Raw genomic sequence first — 15,872 nt, forward strand, 5'->3', positions numbered from 1 at the left:
TGTATAACTACATGATTTTTTATCAATTAGTCTATTTTTTATCTTTAAGTGCTTTATTTTGTTTGTCGGTAATGTTTTGTGAAAGTTCGCGCGTATTTACATTTTGAAACCTTTATTAATTACAATGAAACACTATCGGATACTTGGTATCATTTTCTTTCTGGATTAATATAACCCTTGTTACCAGAATGGTAATGCACAGTCGTGCTAATAATGCTCGAAAAGGGCAGTGGCCGTAGCTCGACATAATTAACGAGGATAATAACGATGAAACTTCGAGTACTCTCTCTGATGGTACCCGCACTGCTGGTTGCAGGCACAGCAGGCGCGGCGGAAATCTACAACAAAGACGGTAATAAACTGGATTTGTACGGTAAAGTAAACGGGCTTCACTATTTCTCCAGCAACAACGGCGTGGACGGCGATCAGTCTTATATGCGTTTTGGCCTGCGCGGCGAAACGCAAATCAGCGATCAGCTGACCGGTTACGGCCAGTGGGAATATCAGGCGAACCTGAACCACGCTGAAAGCCAGGACAACAAGAACTTCACCCGTTACGGCTTCGCCGGTCTGAAATTCGGCGACTACGGCTCCTTCGACTACGGCCGTAACACCGGCGTGCTGTACGACGTCGCGGCGTATACCGACTTGCAGCCCGAGTTCGACGGTATGACCTACGGCGCCGACCAGTTCATGTTCCAGCGTTCCAGCGGCCTGGCGACCTACCGTAACAACGACTTCTTCGGTCTGGTTGACGGCCTGAACTTCGCCCTGCAGTACCAGGGTAAAAACGGCAACGGCGAAGAGACCAACAACGGTCGTGACGTTCTGGGCCAAAACGGCGAAGGCTACGGCATGTCCATGAGCTATGACATGGGCTACGGCATCAGCGCCGCGGGCGCCTTCTTCAACTCTCGCCGCACCAGCGAGCAGAACGGCGCTAACGGTCACCAGAACATCATGGGCCGCGGCGACAAGGCTGAAGGTTACTCCGGCGGTCTGAAATATGACGCCAACGATGTCTACCTGGCGGTGATGTTCACCCAGTCCTATAACGCGGCGCGTTTCGGCAGCTCCGACAGCAGCGTTTACGGCTACGCCAATAAGGCTCAGAGCTTCGAAGCCTATGCGCACTACCAGTTCGACTTCGGTCTGCGTCCGTTTGTGGGCTATAACCAGACCAAAGGTAAAGACCTGGGCCGCGCCGGCAACGGCAAGGACTACGGCGATCAAGACCTGGTCAAATTCGTCGACCTGGGTGCGACCTACTTCTTCAACAAAAACATGTCTACCTATGTTGATTACAAAATCAACCTGGTGGACAACAACGATTTCACCGACGCTGCCGGCATCAACACCGACAACGTGGTTGCCGTGGGCCTGGTTTACCAGTTCTAAGCACCAGCGTGTGAATCACACAGCGCGGCCTTCGGGCCGCGTTTTTTTTTGCTGGTAAAAAGCACGGATTGATCCATTGTCGGCTCGGGAAGCGCTTCGGCTCGCCTCCGTTCGACCTACGCTGTCAGAACGGAAAACAGAGCGGAGGCTATTATGGAACTCAAGATCGACAGGGTGATAGAAACGGTGCTGTACGTCAGCGATATTGAACGCGCGGACGCTTTTTACCAGGAGGTGCTGAAGCTGCCGACGATGGCCGCCAACGAACGGTTTCGCGCCTACAACGTCGGCGATCGGAGCGTACTGTTGTTGTTTATCGAAGGTGATTCGCTGCGCGGGGCGCACTATCCGACCGGGTTTATTCCTGCGCACGATGGCGTGGGGCCGGCGCATATCGGGCTGGCGGTGGCGAAAGAGCAGTTGCCGCACTGGGAACGGTATCTGGTGGCCAACGGCGTGGAGATTGAGGGGCGGATGCGCTGGGAACACGGCGGGGAGAGCATTTATTTTCGCGATCCCGACGCCCATCTGTTGGAACTGGTGACGCCGGGCATTTGGGCCAATTACTGATCGAACCCGCCTTGCGCCAACATGTCCAACGCGGCATTCAGCACCTGCAGCGCGGCCTGCGGTTGCCGCTCTATCTGCACTCTGACGATGGCGCCGTCGATCAGCATCGCCAGCATTGCCGCCCGCTGTTCCCGCTGTGGGCCGGCGGGCAGGTGACGCGCCAGTTCATCCTCCATTTGCCGTTTATGCCGGCCGGCGATTTGCAGGCTTTCCGGCAGCAGATCGGCGATTTCCACCGCCGTATTGATAAACGCGCAGCCGCGAAAGCGCGGATCGTCGAACCATTCCGCCAGGCAGGGCGCCAGCGCTGGCAGCAACCCGCCGGTTTGTGCCACATGGCGATCCAGCGCTGTACTGAACCAGGTGAGCCACTGCTGGTGGCGATAGGCCAAAAACGCCGTAATCAAATCGTTCTTGCTGGGAAAGTGGCGATAAAACGTCACCTTAGTGACGCCTGATTCCTTGATGATGCGATCGATGCCGGTGGCGCGGATCCCTTCCTGATAAAACAGATCGTGAGCCGTTAGCAGGATGCGCTGGCGGGCGGGTAAGGTATTGCGATCGGCGGTCATCATTTTCTCCAAGCTATTTTCGAGTGATTGTAGACAACTCTGTCTACATTCGCTAGCGTAATAATGTAGACAGAGTTGTCTACATTATTACGCAGGAGATGATCATGAGCATTAAACCCCCATTGCCGCCTTTCACCCGTGAATCGGCCAGCGAAAAAGTGCGGTTGGCGGAGGATGCCTGGAACAGCCGCGATCCTGAGCGGGTGTCGCAGGTCTATTCTCTCGATACCCATTGGCGTAATCGCGCAGAGTTTGTCGACGGCCGCGCGGCGGTGGTCGCATTTTTGCAACGCAAGTGGGCGAAAGAGCTGGAGTATCGGCTGATTAAGGAACTGTGGGCGTTTGACGGCGCGCGCATCGCGGTGCGTTTCGCCTATGAGTGGCGCGATGATTCCGGCAACTGGTATCGCAGCTTTGGCAATGAAAACTGGGAGTTTAATCAGGATGGATTGATGATTAACCGCCATGCCTGCATCAACGACATGCCGATTCGCGAACAGGATCGGCGTTTTCATTGGCCGTTCGGTCGGCGCCCGGACGATGTCCCGGCGCTGAGCGATTTCGGTTTCTGATCCTACTTAGCGGTAGTAGTGTCGCAGCTCGGCGTGGATGGCGGAAATCAGCCGCTTTCGCCACTCCGGCTCGCCTTTTCGGTATTGAGAAAAAAGGTGACCGATAGCCAGGTTATCGCTAATCGGCAGCGCGCTTAACCCGTGCTTGTCGGGCTGGGCGGTAAACCATGGTTGAGGCACTACCGCCAGCAACGGCGCGCGGCGCAGCACCGGTGGAAGTTGTGCGTAGTCGGCGCAGTTCAGGGCAATGCGGCGGTGCAACCCCTGGCGCTCAAGCTGCCGATCCAGCTCGTTTTCCGTTTGTGGCCACGGATGGCAATAATAATGCGCGTAATCCGCCAGTTCGCTGAAGGCCAGCGCGCGTTTATCTTGCAGGACTGGGTATAGCGGCGGGCCATACAGCGCAATCAGGCGAGTGCGCCCAAGCGCTTCATAATGCAGTGCGCTGGTGCGTTGTTGATGATCGCCCACCGCCAGCACCAGATCGACGCTCCCCTCAAGCAGCTCTTCGCGCCAGGCGCGTCGTTCAAAGTTTTGGCAGTGAATATCGGCATGGCAAGCGGCGCCCTTTTCCGCCAGCAAAGGCAACAGAATAGGGTGCAGAGCGGGGGGCGCCACCAGCGTGAAGCGACGCGGCGCCTGCGGTTGTTGGCCGAACATTTCACTGTCCAGCGAGGAGAACAGCGGCGCCAACTTGTCTTTCAACGACAGTGCAAACAGGGTGGGAACCTGGCGATGTCCTTCTCGGCGAAACAGCGGGTCATCCAACACTTCCCGCAGGCGAGCCAGCGCATGACTGACGGCGGAGGTGCTGATGCCCAGCCGCTCGGCGGTTTTACGGCTGGAACCCGTTACCATCAGCAGATACAGCACTTTCAGCAGATTCATGTCCATTTGTAGAATATTCATCAATTGTCCTTTTTTTTATTGAATACTGTTCAATATCAGGCCGAGTATACTCCTGCCCGGTTGACACAGACAGAAGAGAAAAATGAAAAAAAGCATGCATTATCTGATGGCGATGGCCTTTTCCTTGAGCTTCTCCACGCAGGCGAAGTTAGACCCGGCGCAGCCGTTGTCTAGCGCTCCGCCATACTCGCTGTTTGAAGAGTGGGCGCAGCCGATAGCGCCGTTCCAGATCTTTGAGCAGGTGTATTACGTCGGCACGAGCAACCTGTCGTCGGTATTGTTGAGCACGCCGCAGGGATTGATTTTGATCGATGCGGGGTTGGAGAGCAGTGCGCCGGGCATCAAAGCGAATATCGAACGGCTGGGGTTCAGCATTAAGGATCTGAAATATATCCTGAACAGCCATGCAAGGCTCGATCAGGCCGGCGGCATTGCGCAGCTGAAACGCTGGAGCGGCGCGAGGCTGGTGGCCAGCGCGGCCAATGCGCGCCAGTTGGCGTTAGGTGGACGGCAGGATTTCGCGTTGGGGGATACGCTCACTTTCCCGGCCGTGCAAACGGATATTGTGGTTGCCGATGGCGACAGCATCACCCTTGGCGGCCTGACGCTGACCGCGATGATGACGCCGGGGCATCTGCCGGGCGCGACGTCGTGGTTGACCACGCTACGGCATAACGGCAAGCTGTATCGCTTTATCTATGCTGACAGCCTGGCTACACCGGATTACTACCTGATCGGCAACAAAAACTATCCGCAGCTGATTGAGGACATTCGCGGCAGTTTCGCCCGTTTGGCGCGGGTGCAGGCGGATATATTTATCGCCAATAAAGGGACGCGTTTCGCTTTAGCCGACAAATGGCGGCGTTTGCAGGCCGGCGATACGCAGGCATTTATCGATCCCGCAGGGCTGCAGCGTTACGTGCAGGAGTCACAGCAGGGGTTTGAAGAGCAGCTGAAACGACAGGAAAACGTCAAACGCTGATCGACGAGCGTAAACCGCACCGATCGACAAACGGGAATTTGTAGAAAAGCCTTTCCACTTCTAGACTTAGGGGACAACAAACGTACTCCAAGAGGACAAGCTATGACGAAGAAGTTGGTTTTGGCCGTCGGTACTGCAGCGGTATTTTCCATTCTTGCCGGCTGCACCGCCTATGACCGTGCAACCAGTTATGTCAATGAGCCGGTGGTCAGCGATGTCAAAGTAGGGATGACCAAGCAGCAGGTGCGGGCGATTGCCGGTCCGCCGTCGACGTCTGCCACGCTGATTCATGCGCAAGGCACTTGCGATACCTATGCGGTCGCGCCGCGCGATGGCAAAGTGCAAACGTACTTTGTCAGCTACAACGACACGGGCCATGTCATGAACAAGGGCTATCAAACCTGTTCCGACTACGATTCGCAGCCGAAGTAATCGCGTTTCAGCCGAACATAAAAGCCTCGCTTTTGCGGGGCTTTTCATTTTTTAAGCGTTTAAGGCCTGAAGTTTAGGCAACTGCACCGCCCATGCCATTTTTTTGCATCAAAATGATAGACATTTCATAACGGTATCGCTAATATCAGCGCCCATTGGAAGGATGGCCGAGTGGTTTAAGGCAACGGTCTTGAAAACCGTCGAGTGTAACAGCTCCCAGAGTTCGAATCTCTGTCCTTCCGCCAAATTCAGCCGGCTTAGCTCAGTAGGTAGAGCAACTGACTTGTAATCAGTAGGTCACCAGTTCGATTCCGGTAGCCGGCACCATGAGTGCCAAAAAACCGTCAGCCGCAAGGTTGGCGGTTTTTTGCTTTATGCGGTTCTCAACGCGGCACGCATGGGTTAGGGCAGCCAGGCGCCAAGCACCACCCCGATAATCGCGTACTCATCGGCATTCTGCGCCGGGCAACCCGGCATGCTTCCCTTAAGCCATCGATGCCCGGCTTCCTCGACATACCTTCTAAAGATGAGTTCCGCGCTGTCACAGCGTTTCGCTATCACCTTATCGCCGGACATGAGCTCGGTTATGCCGGCAGTAACGGGTTCGACAAGTATCAAGGCGCCCTTTGGGTAATTGGCGCCGGCAGAGCCGTTCATCGTGTCATCCCGCACCGGCAACCAGTAGGCCTGAGCGCTGCATTGCACCATCGCCGGGTAGTGGACGGTCGTTCCTTTGCGCAGCTGTTCATGAGACAACGGCAATGTCCACGCCAGCAGCGGCAGCGTTTTACCCAAGGTCTGCGAAGTCTTCTGCCTGGCGGGGCGTAGCCCGATTTGCTCCAGGCCATCCAGCCAGCCGATTTGCACGGCAAAGTACTGTTCAATCCTTCGCGCCATATCGCCACTGATGCCCTTTTTGCCTTTCTTGCCCGGCGGGTAGAGCAGGCGAGAGACATAGTCTGCGGCAATACCGAGCGCCTCCGCAAGGCGCTTTTGCCCCCCGACGCCGAGGTTATCGATCAGGATGATCAGGCGCTCTCGCCGCATCTCCTGGAGGTGCATTTTTTGCTCGTTTTTCATGAGGCCATCGTACCTAAATTTACCTATAGGTAAATGGATTTTCGCTATTGAAAAAAAGATACCTCTGGGTATACTTGGTACTGTTTATTTATACAGTATTTGGTGTAATACCCTCGGCGAGCACGCCGGGCGGAGCGGTTGTTGCGTGTTGGCGCACGCCGAGCAGAAGAGCGGCTCGACCGACGTCGGTCAACGACATGGAGCCCTGGCGATGTGGCAAACGCCCAAAGGAGGTGGAAGCATGAGAGATATGAATGAAGTGTTGGAGCGGTGGGGCGTATGGGCCAGGGATAATAGCGGCATCGATTATTCCCCCATTGCTGCCGGGTTCAGAGGGCTGTTGTCCTATAAATCGAAAGGTGAACGTTCCTGCTGCGATGATGATGGCCTAGTGATCGACGGTTGCGTGGGCAGATTGAAGAAATACAAACCCGAAGAGTTCGATCTCATCATTGCCCACCATGTTTATGGCATATCTCTGCGTAAGATCGCCCTGAAAAGGAAATGTTCAGACGGTACGATACGCAAAGAGATGCAAACGGCTGAGGGATTCATCGGGGGATGCCTGGCGATGCTGGATATAAAGTTGAGTATGGATCGCTGAAACTGCTGTCGTTGAAGTTGATGAGGGTTTATTTCTCGTTTCCCTATTGCGTCAGGAATAACAATAGCGCATGCGCGTTGCAATAATTAATAAAAGGCTCACGCGTACGCAAATAAGTGTGTAATCTGATAAAACTGAATCGTTGCCGGCGCCGCCGCACGATAACTAAACCTCGCTCAGGCGGGGTTTTGTTTTTTATAATAAAAGACTCACGCGTACGCAAATAAACGCGTAATCTGATAAAACTGAGTCGTTGCCGGCGCCGCCGCACGATAACTAAACCTCGCTCCGGCGGGGTTTAGTTTTTTTATAATAAAAGACTCACGCGTACGCAAATAAGCGCGTAATCTGATAAAACTGAGTCGTTGCCGGCGCCGCCGCGCGATAACTAAACCTCGCTCTGACGGGGTTTTGTTTTTTTATAATAAAAGACTCACGCGTACGCAAATAAGCGCGTAATCTGATAAAACTGAATTGTTGCCGGCGCCGCCGCACGAAAAATAAACCTCGCTTCGGCGGGGTTTTTCATTTTTAGCCTCCTTGTCAAAACGGTCAATCACTCACTGAATAATGACTGTCGTTGAATGGCCACGACGGGAGGCTAATCCTTCTCCTTTATAAAACGGCGCAATCCTTATTTATCTGCTCAGGTTGGGCAGAACGGATAAGCCATTTTCGACAGCGTAAATGGCCGTTTTTTAAATGGAACAGGAATGACGGTTAGGGGCCGCATTTCGCCGCTCTTTTCCATGACTCCCGACGATCGGGCTATGCCCCGGTAAGGGGAGGGTGATGACTATGCCTTGGAAAAATGAACCAAACATCCTTTCAATGCTGCTTGCTTTCGGTATGACGCTGCTGGGGGCGATCGCCAGCTATTCCTTCAAGGTTTTGAACGGCGAAACCTTTAGCTGGAGGACGCTGTTTTTGCAGCTGTTCGTCTCTATTTTCGCCGGCTTGACCATGGTGATGATTGCGCTGCATTACGACTGGCCTTCGGAGGTGATGGGCGGCGTATGCGGCATGGCGGGGTGGTCGGGAGCATCGCTGATCAAGGCATTGGAACGCCGATTTCTCAATAAAGCGTCAGGAGGAAACCATGAAGATAAGTGACGACGGCATGGCGCTGATTAAGCGTTTCGAAGGCCTGCGGTTGCAGGCTTATCAGGACTCGGTCGGCGTTTGGACCATCGGCTACGGGTGGACTCAACCGGTAGCGGGACGAAAAGTGGGTGCCGGCATGGCGATCGATGCCGCAACGGCCGAGCGTTTGCTGGTGTGCGGTGTCGCCCAATTCGAACAGGGCGTCGAACGGCTGGTGGCGGTGACGATCACGCAGGGGCAGTTCGATGCGCTGGTGAGCTTCGCCTATAACCTGGGCTTGCGCGCGCTGGAGAAATCGACGCTGCTGCGCCGGCTGAACGCCGGCGATCGGCAGGGGGCGGCCGACCAGTTCGGCCGATGGGTGAATGCGGGCGGTGTGCGGCTCGATGGGCTGGTTGCCCGGCGTGCGGCGGAACGCGCGCTGTTCCTTTCCTGATGCCTGAATGCGTCTGTAAAACGATTCCCCCTCAAAACGACGGAGACCTTGCCCAAATGATTGAAGATGAAATCCAACGCTCGCTGGCCGCGCTAACCCACCTGGCGGTTCATCCGCTGATCTTGCCGGATCCGCAGCAAGAAGGTGCGACCTATCAGAAGATCAGCGATCTGAAAGTGAACACCGGTCTGGTTGACAGCTCGCTGGTGCAGAGCCGTTTTCAGATCGTGCTGTACGTGATCGACGATTACTCCCGGCTGATCGCTCTGGATAAGGCGGTTTTGAACGCCTGGGAAGGGGTTCGGCATGGCCACATCGGCCAATGGCCGGTACAGGCGGTTATGCGCAGCACCCTTTTGCAGAGCGCCACGCCCTTGGCGGATAACCGCGTTCAGTATCGGATGGCGCGCGATTACCTCATTACCCATTCCGAGGTGGCGGCGTGATCGCCATAAACGTTTCCGGCATGGCGGAATTGGCTCGCCGCCTGGAAGCGATTCGGCGCGAGGTCGCCAGTCACATTCTGCCGGAGGCAGGCCACGCCGCGCTGGCGCCGCTGCTCAGCACGATGCGGCAGTGTGCCGAGCGGGGGGCGTCAAACAGCGAGCCATCGCTGAGCGCCGGCATCGCGATACGTCCGGCCGTTACCGGATGGAACGCGGTGACGTTGTGTGTCGGCCCCAGTAAACAGCATTACCACAGAGCCCTGGCGCAGGAGTACGGCACGGCAACGCAGGCCGCCGCCCCGTTTATTCGCCCTGCGCTGGATCACCACAAACACCAAATGTTACGCATCCTGGCGGCTAACGTCCGCTATGGCATCGAAAACCGGTAGCGACCGCTACCATCCATCATCAAAAAAGAGAGAGAAAAACTATGGCTGATAAAACTTCGCCAGAATACGCCATGCTGCCTGCCGGCACTATCGTCAAATGGGGCACCGTTGGGGCTGCACCGACGGCTATGAAGGCGCTGACCAACTGTAAAGCGGTGGGTGAAATGGGGCAAACCGGCGGTTTTGTCGATTGCACCACGCTGCTGGATACCGCCAAGCAGTTTATTTCCGACCTGCCGGAAGGCGCGGAGAAATCCATCGGTTTCATCGACGATCCGTCCAACGCCGATTTCGCGGCTCTGCTGAATGCGGCGGACAAACGTGAAACGGTGCAGTTCTACGTCGAGCTGCCGAACGGCCGCACCTCCACCTCCATCCTGTCGCTGTCCGGCTGGAAAATGAATGAGATCACCGCCCCGGCGAGCGAAGTCATTCAGATTACCGTCCAGGGCAAGCAAAACAGCAACACCTGGGGCACGGTCACCCCGAAAGTGTGACGAGCCGACGATCGCGCTGGGTTAACGCCTGAGGGCGTTCGGCGCGATCGCCTCCGCCGCGGGCTATGCGGTCTGCGGCAACCCGCTGATGTACAGAGTAAACCGAATTGAACAAGGAAAAACCGATGAGTGAGAAATACGATCTGAAAGCGCTGAAAGCGGCGCTGCTGAAATCCGACGATCACGTGATTGAAACGCAGATCTTTGGCGCCAAAGCCTTTATTCGCCGCCTGAAAGCGGCGGAACTGCAGGAAAACGAAGACGGCATGAAGGCCGCCATCGACAGCGGTGACATGAGCAAAGCCGCGCAGCTCAACGTGCAGCTGCTGCTGTCTTGCCTGATGACGCCGGACGGCAAACGCATCCCGGCCGGCACCTTGCCGAGCGTTGACGATCTGCTGGCGGCGCACGACAACCCAACGCTGGTCGAAGCCATCGGTGCCGTCAAGCGCCATGCGGTCGGTAGCCTGGAGGAAGCGGAAAAAAACTGACTGACTCGCCCTGGCTGATGTTGGTGTTCCAACTGGCCGATCGCTGGGGTGAGTCGGATCCTCGCAAGATCGCCGCGATGCCGGCGCACATCCTGAATCACTGGCGGGCATACTTCAAACTGCAAGGCATGACGGCCGATGCGGCGGAGAGTGCCCCCGTTCATCAATCCGGTCAGCCCGCGCAAAGCAGTATTGATATGCAGTGTGCTGACGTTATGCGAGTGCTGGGAAATGGCTGATACCGCACAGTTGGTCGTCGGGTTGCAACTGAATGACACCAACTTTAAAAACAAACTGACGGCGGCTTACCGCACCGCCGGGGAACAATCCGCCAAATTTAACCGCCAGGCTCAGCAGGATGCGAAGAAGACCGACGAGTCGTATCAACGCATCGACGGCACGCTTGGCGGCCTGGCGGGGAAACTGGCTGGGCTGGCCGGCGTTGAGCTGTCGCTGCAGGGCCTCGCCGCCACCTCGCGCCAGTATGGGCAGGCGCTCACCGAACTTGCGTCCATCACCGTCGCCGCGACGGCGCAGATGAAACAGTTGGACGATGCGGCCCGCCAGGCGAGCAGCGCTTCCGGCGAAGGCGGCAGCCGGGCGGAGGAGATGCTGAAACTGGCCGGCGGCCTGAATGACAGCGCGGCGGCCTGGCGCGATCAGGCTGCGGCAGCGCGCGGGGCGGCTCAGGCGACATCGGGCGTCGGCGCGGCGTCTCGTGTCGCCAATGTCGCGCTGGGGGCGCTTGGCGGCCCGATCGGTGTCGCCATCCAGGCGGGATTGGCGATGCTGTACTTCCATGAGCAAAACCAATTGGCCCGTCAATCGGCTTTGGCATTGAAAGATGCGGCGGTCGAGACGGCCGAAGATCTCAGCAAGCTCTCCAAGGCAAAGCTCGCCGTCAAAATTGATACCTTCGACGATCAGCTAAAGACGCTCAGTGAGGAAAAAGCCAAGATCGAAAACCAACTGGCGCGCAGGAGCGATATCCGAATTGCTGGCTTAGAGCGGCGAAGCAAAGGGTTGTTGGGATTCCTCTATTCTGATCCCAAAGAGGTGAAGAAAGAACGGAACGCCTTGCAAGCGCAGTTGGAAGATGTCATTAAGGGCGAGAAAGCGATCCGGCTTCGGCGAAGCAATGCCGTTAATGCACAGAATGGCAATGATAGCCATGTTGAGATCAAACCTGTTAAGCCTAAGAGCCATCAAACTAGCGCTCCTCCTGTCGGTCGTATTTTAAACGATAACGGTAAGCAGCAGGCTCTTGATCAGTACCAACAGCTGCGTCAGGAAATCGAGCAGGCGCATCTGAGCAGCCTCGAAAAAATCACCCAGGATGAACAAAGCGCGCAGGCCAAGCTGGCGTCAACGGCCAAGGCGGCCGGTGCCGGGCAGGCCGATGTGCAGCGTGCGATGGCGCTGAACGCCGAGAAGTACCAGCGGCAGCGGCAACAGCTCGCTGAACAATACGCGCCAGGGCAGGCGGCGGTGCGTAAAGAGCAAGAGGTCGGCAAGGAGCTGAAGGCGTTGTATGACGGGCGGCTGTTGACCGAACGCGAGTACCATACCGCCAGCCGGATGCAACAGCAAGAAACGACGCGCCAGCGGCTGAAGGCCGAAACCGACGCGCTTGCCGCGCCGCGTATGAACATTGCCGGTGATGTGGATCCGGTCGCTCGCCTTAACAACCAGCTAGTGCAGCAGCAGGCGCAATACCAGGCTTACTACCAGCAAGGCATTCTGGATAAACAGCGCTATGAACAGCTGATGCAGGCGGCGACGCAAGAATCGTCGGACGCTCAGTATCAGCAGGCGCTGAGCCTGTTCGGCGGGCAGAGCCGCGTGCACAAGATGGCGCTGGGGCTGGTGGACATGACGCGGGAACGGACCTCCGGCATGATGTTCGATCTGCTGACCGGGACGCAAAACTTTAAGCAAAGCATGCTCGGTTTGATGACCTCCATGACGCAGTCCATCATTCAGCAACTGATCGATCTGGCGATGCAGGCGCTGTTGACCAGAACCATTCTTTCTACCTTTATGAGCATCGGCGGCGGTTTGCTGGGCGGGGCTGCAAGCGCCGGCGCGGGCGCGGCCGGTTCAGGCGCGATGGGCATGCCGACCGGTTGGCAAGGCTATGTCCCCAACGCCAAAGGCGGCGTATACGCCTCGCCTTCGCTGAGCGCATTCAGCGGCCAGATCGTCAGCAATCCTACATTGTTCGCGTTCGCCAGAGGCGCCGGTTTGATGGGCGAAGCCGGGCCGGAGGCCATCATGCCGCTCAAACGCGGCGCGGACGGTTCGCTCGGCGTGCGGGCGATCGGCGGCGGCCAACAGTCTGCGGCGGCGCCGAATGTCTACATCACCATCGAGAACGGCGGCAACGTCAGTTCGCAGGCCGATCCGGGATGGGGCGAGTTCGGTAAACGGATGGGCAATATTGCTGCGCAGGAAAGCCAAAAGGTAATCAACCGTAACCTGATGCCGGGCCAGCCGATTTGGAAAGCAATCAAGGGGATGTAATGGGCATTCAGACATTTGAATTTCCGGCGCGCGTCAATGCCGCCGGCGATATGCGCTTTCGCGTCAGAAAGGCGCAGTTCGGCGACGGCTATGCGCAGGTCTCCGGCGACGGCATTAACCCGATCGTACGCTCCTGGGATCTGACCTTTGTCGGCAAGTATGACTACATCACGCCGATCATCGTCTTTCTGGAAAATCATCACGGGGTGAAGTCCTTCCAATGGACGCCACCAACGCAGGTTCCCGGCCTGTACCGCTGCGAGGGCTATAAGCCTGTCGCCATGGGCGGGGACAACTATTCACTGACGGCCACGTTTACCGAGGCTTTTCACGTTTAACCGGGGGAGATGATGCTGAATTCAGATTTGCAAAAGCTGGAGCCGGGCAACCGCATCCGCCTGATTGAGGTGGACGGCACCCGGTTTGGCGCGGATATTCTGCGCTTTCATTGCGATACCCTGCCGTTTACGCCGCAAGAGCTGGCCGCCGCCGGCGGTGATGAAAGCAAACTGCCGGCGAAATCGGTCTGGTGGCAGGGGCTGGAGTACGGCCCGTGGCCGTTTAGCGTTGAAGGGCTGGAGATTTCCGCCGACAGCCAGGGCAACGCGCCTAAGCTGTCGGTCGCCAATATCAACGGCCTGATCAGCGCGCTCTGCCTGCAGTTTGAGGACATGGCGCAGGCCAAGGTGCGGATCCACGACACGCTGGTGCACTACCTTGATGCCCGCAACTTCCCGCAAGGGAACTCTTCGGCCGATCCGCTGCAGGAAAAGCTGCAGGTGTTCTACATCGATCGCAAGGCGACAGAAAGCGACGAAGCGGTGGAGTTCGAACTCTCCAGCCCGGCGGACCTGCGGGGATTGCGCATCCCGACCCGGCAAATCCACAGCCTGTGCACCTGGTGCTCGCGCGGTGGCTATCGCACCGGCAAGGGCTGCGATTACGCCGGTAGCCGTTACTTTGACGACAAGGGCAACCCGGTGGATGACCCGAGCCAGGATCGCTGCGGCGGGCTGTTGAGCGACTGCCAAAAACGCTTTGGCGAGCACGAGCCGCTGCCGTTCGGCGGCTTCCCCGGCGCGGCGTTGATCCGGCAGTAGGGGGCGAGCATGAAAGAAAAAACCGCGGCGGCCATTATGGCGCACGCCAGGGCTGAGTATCCGCGCGAATGCTGCGGTGTGGTGGCGCAAAAGTCCCGCGTGGAGCGCTATTTCCCGTGCCGCAACCTGGCGGACAACCCCACCGAACAGTTTCATCTGGCGCCGGAAGACTACGTGGCCGCCGCCGAATGGGGCACCATCACCCTTATTGTGCACAGCCACCCGGACGCCACCACGCAGCCGAGTGAGCTGGACAAGGCGCAGTGCGACGCGATGGAGTTGCCCTGGGCGATAGTCAGCTGGCCGGAGGGGGATTTGCGCACCATTTTGCCGCGCGGCGAACTGCCGCTGGTGGGCCGCCAGTTCGTGCTGGGGCATACCGACTGCTGGGGGCTGATCATGAGCTATTACCGGCAGGAGCACGGCTTGGCGCTGCATGATTATCGGGTTGATTATCCGTGGTGGGAGCGGGGTGAAAACCGCTATCTGGATAACTGGCATGCCTGCGGCTTTCGCGAGTTCGATGGCCCGCCGCGCCCAGGCGACATGGCGGTCATGCAGGTTTCGGCGCCGGTGGCCAACCACGCCGGCATTCTGCTGGCAGATGGCCTGTTGCTGCACCATATGTATGGCATGCTCAGCCAGCGGGTGCCTTACGGTGGTTATTGGAAGGAGCGAACGGTGAAGGTGTTGCGCCACAAAGCCCTGATGTGATGCTATCATTCCACTTTTCAGCTTAAGGAAAAGGTAATGAAAAAGTTAATGATTGGGCTGGTGGTACTGGGTTTGGCGGGATGTGCAATGAGTTATACAGACATTAGAAAAAATCCAACGCAAACCTTTTCGACAACCAAAACACTGGAGCAAATGGAAACATGTTTAATTCCAAAATTAGATAGTGAAACTTATAATGGGCCTGCAATTAATACGACAGTTAAGCCTTTAGAAAATGGAGTAACTTTAGTTCCACTGGCTGGGCTGGAGTTTATCGATTTACTTAAGATTAATACCGGAACGAAAGTTGTTTATTATGGCGAAGGGACAAGGTCCGTTCTTTTTCCTGAGCGGAGAATAAAAGTGACCTTAATAGCGATTAAATCTTGCTTGTAGGGATTTAAAAATATTTTTTCGAGGCCTTATGACTTTTATTGAAATACCATTGAGAACAATACGATTCCATGGCCCGATGGTTGGCATATTTGGAAAAAAATTTGAGTATCGTGCTCGCAATGTACCAAAGGCTATTGATGCCATGAAAAATCTGCTGCCCGGCTTTGAGCGCTACATGCTTGAAGCTCACAAACGCGGTCTGACATTTTCAGTTTTCGTTGGTAAGCGCAATGTCGGGCAGGAGGAACTGGAGTTAACCAAAGGGACGGAAGATATTCACCTTGTTCCTGTCGTGATTGGGAGCAAACGTGCAGGTCTATTCCAAACTATTTTAGGTATCGCTTTGATTGGGGCTGCGATGCTAACCGGCCCTGCTGGGTGGGCGGCTTTTGGTTCGACTGGTACGTTCGGTGGGGTGTTGGCAATGAGCGGTGCCGCAATGGCCCTCGGCGGCGTCGTCCAAATGCTTTCCCCGCAAATGGGCGGGCTGCGCATGCGGCAAGGCCCGGAAAATAAACCGAGCTATGCCTTTGGCGGGCCGGTCAACACCACGGCGCAGGGCAACCCCGTCGGCGTGCTGTACGGCACGCGTGAAATTGGCGGGGCGATTATCTCCGCAGGTATTTATACCGAAGACCAGCAATAACGACATCCGTT

General features: G+C 56.6%; 22 protein-coding genes and 2 tRNA genes. 21 read left to right on the plus strand and 3 right to left on the minus strand.

The window, feature by feature from the left end:
- Positions 1-267: 267 nt before the first annotated feature.
- Complete coding sequence (gene ompC / locus ACJ8QF_RS10230; RefSeq protein WP_004935890.1) at positions 268-1,398, plus strand: porin OmpC; 1,131 nt, start codon at positions 268-270, stop codon at positions 1,396-1,398.
- Between the two features lie 153 nt (positions 1,399-1,551).
- Positions 1,552-1,968 (plus strand): VOC family protein, encoded by a 417-nt coding sequence (locus tag ACJ8QF_RS10235; RefSeq protein WP_442518316.1) that lies wholly within the window; start codon positions 1,552-1,554, stop codon positions 1,966-1,968.
- Here the strand turns inward: ACJ8QF_RS10235 and ACJ8QF_RS10240 are convergent.
- Positions 1,962-2,540 carry a TetR/AcrR family transcriptional regulator gene (locus ACJ8QF_RS10240; protein WP_049189216.1) on the minus strand — a complete coding sequence of 193 codons (579 nt, stop codon included), beginning with the start codon at positions 2,538-2,540 and terminating at the stop codon, positions 1,962-1,964. The genes ACJ8QF_RS10235 and ACJ8QF_RS10240 overlap by 7 nt on opposite strands.
- A gap of 104 nt (positions 2,541-2,644) precedes the next feature.
- Here ACJ8QF_RS10240 and ACJ8QF_RS10245 point away from each other — a divergent pair, with 104 nt between their 5' ends.
- On the plus strand, positions 2,645-3,112 hold the full coding sequence (locus tag ACJ8QF_RS10245) for a nuclear transport factor 2 family protein (RefSeq protein WP_131164972.1): 468 nt from the start codon (positions 2,645-2,647) through the stop codon (positions 3,110-3,112).
- Positions 3,113-3,118: 6 nt separating this feature from the next.
- Here ACJ8QF_RS10245 and ACJ8QF_RS10250 read toward each other — a convergent pair whose 3' ends face one another.
- On the minus strand, positions 3,119-4,021 hold the full coding sequence (locus ACJ8QF_RS10250; RefSeq protein ID WP_015378549.1) for a LysR family transcriptional regulator: 903 nt from the start codon (positions 4,019-4,021) through the stop codon (positions 3,119-3,121).
- Between the two features lie 82 nt (positions 4,022-4,103).
- Here ACJ8QF_RS10250 and blaSPR point away from each other — a divergent pair, with 82 nt between their 5' ends.
- The 4 genes from blaSPR (at position 4,104) to ACJ8QF_RS10270 (ending at position 5,762) form a co-directional block, all read left to right on the plus strand.
- A complete protein-coding gene (gene blaSPR / locus ACJ8QF_RS10255; protein WP_131164971.1) occupies positions 4,104-5,003 on the plus strand; it encodes an SPR family subclass B3 metallo-beta-lactamase in 900 nt (299 codons plus the stop codon).
- A gap of 102 nt (positions 5,004-5,105) precedes the next feature.
- Positions 5,106-5,435 (plus strand): osmotically-inducible lipoprotein OsmE, encoded by a 330-nt coding sequence (osmE, locus tag ACJ8QF_RS10260; protein ID WP_004935874.1) that lies wholly within the window; start codon positions 5,106-5,108, stop codon positions 5,433-5,435.
- 157 nt (positions 5,436-5,592) lie between these two features.
- Positions 5,593-5,680, plus strand: a tRNA-Ser gene (locus tag ACJ8QF_RS10265).
- Positions 5,681-5,686: 6 nt separating this feature from the next.
- A tRNA-Thr gene (locus ACJ8QF_RS10270) sits at positions 5,687-5,762 on the plus strand.
- A gap of 75 nt (positions 5,763-5,837) precedes the next feature.
- Here the strand turns inward: ACJ8QF_RS10270 and ACJ8QF_RS10275 are convergent.
- Positions 5,838-6,515 (minus strand): S24 family peptidase, encoded by a 678-nt coding sequence (locus ACJ8QF_RS10275; protein ID WP_049189214.1) that lies wholly within the window; start codon positions 6,513-6,515, stop codon positions 5,838-5,840.
- 241 nt (positions 6,516-6,756) lie between these two features.
- Here ACJ8QF_RS10275 and ACJ8QF_RS10280 point away from each other — a divergent pair, with 241 nt between their 5' ends.
- From ACJ8QF_RS10280 to ACJ8QF_RS10345, 14 genes are all read left to right on the plus strand, one after another.
- Positions 6,757-7,119: an antiterminator Q family protein gene (locus ACJ8QF_RS10280; protein ID WP_033632532.1), complete on the plus strand. Its 363-nt coding sequence runs from the start codon at positions 6,757-6,759 to the stop codon at positions 7,117-7,119.
- 792 nt (positions 7,120-7,911) lie between these two features.
- On the plus strand, positions 7,912-8,232 hold the full coding sequence (locus tag ACJ8QF_RS10285) for a phage holin family protein (RefSeq protein WP_033652509.1): 321 nt from the start codon (positions 7,912-7,914) through the stop codon (positions 8,230-8,232).
- Positions 8,219-8,659, plus strand: a complete 441-nt coding sequence (locus ACJ8QF_RS10290; RefSeq protein WP_004935847.1) for a lysozyme — start codon at positions 8,219-8,221, stop codon at positions 8,657-8,659. Before ACJ8QF_RS10285 ends, ACJ8QF_RS10290 begins: the two co-directional genes overlap by 14 nt.
- A 56-nt stretch (positions 8,660-8,715) precedes the next feature.
- Positions 8,716-9,105: a hypothetical protein gene (locus ACJ8QF_RS10295; protein WP_004935844.1), complete on the plus strand. Its 390-nt coding sequence runs from the start codon at positions 8,716-8,718 to the stop codon at positions 9,103-9,105.
- Positions 9,102-9,494 (plus strand): HK97-gp10 family putative phage morphogenesis protein, encoded by a 393-nt coding sequence (locus tag ACJ8QF_RS10300; RefSeq protein ID WP_131164970.1) that lies wholly within the window; start codon positions 9,102-9,104, stop codon positions 9,492-9,494. The genes ACJ8QF_RS10295 and ACJ8QF_RS10300 overlap by 4 nt, the downstream gene beginning before the upstream one ends.
- Before the next feature lie 41 nt (positions 9,495-9,535).
- Positions 9,536-9,991, plus strand: a complete 456-nt coding sequence (locus ACJ8QF_RS10305; RefSeq protein WP_004935838.1) for a major tail shaft subunit — start codon at positions 9,536-9,538, stop codon at positions 9,989-9,991.
- A gap of 125 nt (positions 9,992-10,116) precedes the next feature.
- Positions 10,117-10,482: a phage tail protein gene (locus ACJ8QF_RS10310; protein ID WP_265260998.1), complete on the plus strand. Its 366-nt coding sequence runs from the start codon at positions 10,117-10,119 to the stop codon at positions 10,480-10,482.
- Positions 10,483-10,499: 17 nt separating this feature from the next.
- Entirely contained in the window at positions 10,500-10,721 is a 222-nt protein-coding gene (locus ACJ8QF_RS10315; protein ID WP_004935830.1) for a hypothetical protein, read from the plus strand.
- Positions 10,714-13,005, plus strand: a complete 2,292-nt coding sequence (locus ACJ8QF_RS10320) for a phage tail tape measure protein (RefSeq protein WP_131164968.1) — start codon at positions 10,714-10,716, stop codon at positions 13,003-13,005. Before ACJ8QF_RS10315 ends, ACJ8QF_RS10320 begins: the two co-directional genes overlap by 8 nt.
- A complete protein-coding gene (locus ACJ8QF_RS10325) occupies positions 13,005-13,343 on the plus strand; it encodes a phage tail protein (protein ID WP_004935824.1) in 339 nt (112 codons plus the stop codon). The genes ACJ8QF_RS10320 and ACJ8QF_RS10325 overlap by 1 nt, the downstream gene beginning before the upstream one ends.
- Before the next feature lie 9 nt (positions 13,344-13,352).
- On the plus strand, positions 13,353-14,105 hold the full coding sequence (locus ACJ8QF_RS10330) for a phage minor tail protein L (protein ID WP_033639816.1): 753 nt from the start codon (positions 13,353-13,355) through the stop codon (positions 14,103-14,105).
- A 9-nt stretch (positions 14,106-14,114) separates the two neighbouring features.
- Complete coding sequence (locus ACJ8QF_RS10335) at positions 14,115-14,819, plus strand: C40 family peptidase (protein ID WP_131164967.1); 705 nt, start codon at positions 14,115-14,117, stop codon at positions 14,817-14,819.
- 36 nt (positions 14,820-14,855) lie between these two features.
- Entirely contained in the window at positions 14,856-15,215 is a 360-nt protein-coding gene (locus tag ACJ8QF_RS10340) for a hypothetical protein (protein ID WP_131164966.1), read from the plus strand.
- A gap of 28 nt (positions 15,216-15,243) precedes the next feature.
- Positions 15,244-15,861 carry a tail assembly protein gene (locus ACJ8QF_RS10345; protein ID WP_080116077.1) on the plus strand — a complete coding sequence of 206 codons (618 nt, stop codon included), beginning with the start codon at positions 15,244-15,246 and terminating at the stop codon, positions 15,859-15,861.
- Positions 15,862-15,872 lie beyond the last annotated feature (11 nt).

The organism is Serratia sp. CY81684, from assembly GCF_052166595.1.
GTDB lineage: Bacteria > Pseudomonadota > Gammaproteobacteria > Enterobacterales > Enterobacteriaceae > Serratia > Serratia nematodiphila.